At 37.4% G+C, this 3,386-nt stretch carries 3 protein-coding genes and 2 tRNA genes; all 5 read left to right on the forward strand.

Features of this window, described 5'->3' with window-relative positions:
* Positions 1 to 40: 40 nt before the first annotated feature.
* A tRNA-Ile gene (locus tag HFK82_RS08665) sits at positions 41 to 114 on the forward strand.
* A gap of 8 nt (positions 115 to 122) precedes the next feature.
* Positions 123 to 210: transfer RNA gene (locus HFK82_RS08670), tRNA-Ser, on the forward strand.
* A 124-nt stretch (positions 211 to 334) separates the two neighbouring features.
* Positions 335 to 1,120 carry a rod shape-determining protein MreC gene (mreC, locus tag HFK82_RS08675; RefSeq protein WP_272869854.1) on the forward strand — a complete coding sequence of 262 codons (786 nt, stop codon included), beginning with the start codon at positions 335 to 337 and terminating at the stop codon, positions 1,118 to 1,120.
* Positions 1,113 to 1,628 (forward strand): rod shape-determining protein MreD, encoded by a 516-nt coding sequence (gene mreD, locus HFK82_RS08680; protein WP_269725652.1) that lies wholly within the window; start codon positions 1,113 to 1,115, stop codon positions 1,626 to 1,628. Before mreC ends, mreD begins: the two co-directional genes overlap by 8 nt.
* Before the next feature lie 101 nt (positions 1,629 to 1,729).
* Positions 1,730 to 3,136, forward strand: a complete 1,407-nt coding sequence (locus HFK82_RS08685) for a PcsB-like coiled-coil domain-containing protein (protein ID WP_168261483.1) — start codon at positions 1,730 to 1,732, stop codon at positions 3,134 to 3,136.
* The last annotated feature ends 250 nt before the right edge of the window (positions 3,137 to 3,386 follow it).

Genomic DNA, 3,386 nt, shown 5'->3' on the forward strand with positions numbered 1-3,386 from the left:
CCGCTTTATTATTAATAAATATTGGTCTTTTCCAATTGATGGGCGCATAGCTCAGCTGGTTAGAGCGCACGCCTGATAAGCGTGAGGTCGGTGGTTCGAGTCCACTTGTGCCCATATCTGGTGGAGAATTACTCAAGAGGCTGAAGAGGACGGTTTGCTAAATCGTTAGGTCGGGTAACTGGCGCAAGGGTTCGAATCCCTTATTCTCCGTACGTTTTTGAAACGAGATTATCCTTGGATATCTCGTTTTATTTTTATATTATGCATTTTATATATTAGTTGGTGTAAGAATTTGAAAAAAGTAAGAATTTCTCGTTTTGTTTTTTTGACTGTTTTGTCATTACTGCTTATTAGTTTTTCGTTTGCTCTTATTTTTCGAAATTCGAGTCTTGTTTCAGCAGTTTCTTCTCCGATTAGAAGTTTTGTTTTTCGAATAGATTACCTTGTTTCTGCCCCTTTTAGAGCTATTGATTCTATGAATGAGGAAGTGAAAAATCTTTTTGATACTTATGCTGAAAATAAGCGTTTGAAGAAGAAAGTGGCTGAGTTAGAGGATCAAAGTGATTTGGTTTCTTCATTAAAAGAAGAAAATGAAAAGTTAAATAGTGAAGTTGGAATGCAATCCTCTGTGACTTCACAAATTTCGACTATCGGTCGTGTTATTGTGCGAAGTCCTGTTTCGTGGTATGATGCTCTAACGGTTAAATTAGGTAATCCTGGTACTGTTCGTAAGAAAATGCTAGTCTTATCAGATGGATCTTTGGTTGGTTCCGTGACAGATGTACGTTCGGATACAGCAAGTGTGTCCCTTTTGACTAATGGTTCAAACTTTAACATCCCAATCAAAATCAAAACAGATTCTACGGAAGTATATGGTTTGTTGGAACACTACGATCTAGATAAGAAATGTTTTGTGATTACTGACCTAAATTCCTCTGTTGATATTAAAAGTGGCGCCACTGTCGTTACTAGTGGTTTGGATGGGGATACGGTTGCAAATGTGTCTGTTGGGACTGTTTCTAGCGAGAAAAGTAATTCAGAGAGCTTAAAACGTGTTATTTATGTAACACCTGCAGCTGATTTTTCTGATATTTCCTATGTAACAATAATTGGTGACTAAAGTGGTTTTTTATAAAAATAAATATTTTTTACTGTTATTGCTTTTTTTGTTAATGTTGGTTGATGGGCAGATGTCGTTTGTCATGAGCTCTTTGTTTTCTTATCATTTTCTGATTTCTAGCCATTTGTTTTTATTGGCTGTCATGTATTTTTATCATGATAAGAATGACGCTTTTACGCTTTGGAGTTCAATCTTTTTAGGAGCCATCTTTGATATTTATTACTTAAACAGAATTGGTTTGATCGTCTTTCTTCTCCCAATGCTAGCCTTATTTATTAGTAAGATTAGTAAAAAGTTTTTTGCAAATGATTATCAAACATTGATTTTTTATATCATTATTCTATTTTTATTCGAAATTAGTGGTGAGTTAGCTGCTGTTTGGTTGGGCATGACTACCATGTCTGTAGCACATTTTATTGCCTACAGTTTTGCTCCATCGCTTGTTTTTAACATTTTATTATACTTTATTTTCCGCAATCTCTTGAAAAAGCTCTTTTTGGGGGCTTAATCACTAGAACAAAATAAAAATGTAACAATCACGTAACATAAGTTGCGTGATTTTTTGGTAAAATATTATTGTCTTATCAAAAAGGAGTCGTTTTATTTAATATGAAGAAAAGAATTTTATCTGCTGTTCTTGTCAGTGGTGTAACACTGGGTACGGCAGCTACTACTGTAAATGCCGATGATTATGATGCGAAAATTGCTGCGCAGGATGAGGTTATTAGTAACCTAAATGCTGAGCAAACTGCAGCAAAAAATCAAGTTGATGCTATTCAACAACAAGTATCATCATTACAATCTCAACAAGCTGAATTAGAAGCACAAAATGCTCAATTAGAAGCTGAATCTCAAAAATTAAGCGAAGATATTCAAGCTCTTTCAAGCAAAATTGTTGCTCGTAACGAATCATTGAAAAAACAAGCTCGTAGCGCACAAAAAAGCAGTGCTTCTACAAGCTATATCAATACTATTTTAAATTCAAAATCAATTTCAGACGCTATTAACCGTGTGGTTGCTGTTCGTGAAGTTGTTTCTGCAAATGAAAAAATGTTGGAACAACAAGAAGCTGATAAAGCAGAAATCGAACAAAAACAAGCTGAAAACCAAGCAGCAATTAACACTGTAGCTGAAAATAAAGCTACTATCGAACAAAACAAAGCTGCTTTGGCAACACAACAAGCAGAATTGGAAGCAGCACAATTGAACTTGTCAGCTCAATTGGCTACTGCAGAAGATGAACGTGCTAGCTTAGTTGCGCAAAAAGAAGAAGCTGAACGCGCAGCAGCAGAAGCCGCAGCCGCTCAAGCCGCTGCTCAAGCTAAAGCAGAAGCAGAAGCTAAAGCACAAGCTGAATCTGTAGCACAAGCACAAGCAGCCGCTCAAGCTCAAGAAACACTTCCAGCAGCTACTACTGAATCTACTTCTACACAAGAAGAGTCAAGTGCAGCAGCTGAAACACCTGCATCAACTGAAGCAAGCTCTTCAACTTCATCAGTATCAGCTCCAGCTGCATCAACACCAGCTACTGAAACACAACAAACAGCTGCTCCAGCTACAAGTACAACTACATCAGCTCCAGCTGCAAGTACAACTACATCAGCTCCAGCAGCAACTACAACAGCTGCTACATCTACTACAACAACTACTACTGCAGCAGCTAAACCAGCCGCAAGCACAACAAGTTCAGCCAACACTTATCCAGTAGGTCAATGTACTTGGGGTGTTAAATCACTTGCTTCATGGGTTGGTAACTACTGGGGTAATGCAAACCAATGGGTTGCTAGCGCACAAGCAGCTGGACACTCTGTTGGAACAACACCAAAAGTTGGTGCAGTAGCCGTTTGGCCATATGATGGTGGTGGTTACGGACACGTAGCATATGTATCTGCTGTTCAAAGCTCAACAAATATCCAAGTTATGGAAGCTAACTACGCTGGTAACTCATCTATCGGTAACTATCGTGGATGGTTTAATCCAGCTTCAAGCGGTACTGTTTACTACATTTACCAATAATAAGCTTTTCATTAATCGAGAAGTGTGCAGAGAGAAGGAAAATTTTACCTTCTCTTTTTCTACCATTTGTCAAGCATATCAACGATTTCTAGAAGAAATCATTATCGGAAGCTACTTAATTCAACCAGTAGAGAGGTTATTTCTTTGATTTAACAGAGAAAAAGTGCACAACTAAATAACACCTTAGCTAGCTACATTTTTGAAAAGGTGTTACAATAATATGGCATAAACAATTTTAGCGATTTTGGGT

It is taken from the genome of Streptococcus alactolyticus (genome assembly GCF_012277075.1).
GTDB lineage: Bacteria > Bacillota > Bacilli > Lactobacillales > Streptococcaceae > Streptococcus > Streptococcus alactolyticus.

Bases quoted from the DNA above. Each gene is read 5' to 3' on its own strand.
- HFK82_RS08685 (WP_168261483.1), top strand. From the start codon at position 1,730: ATGAAGAAAAGAATTTTATCTGCTGTTCTTGTCAGTGGTGTAACACTG.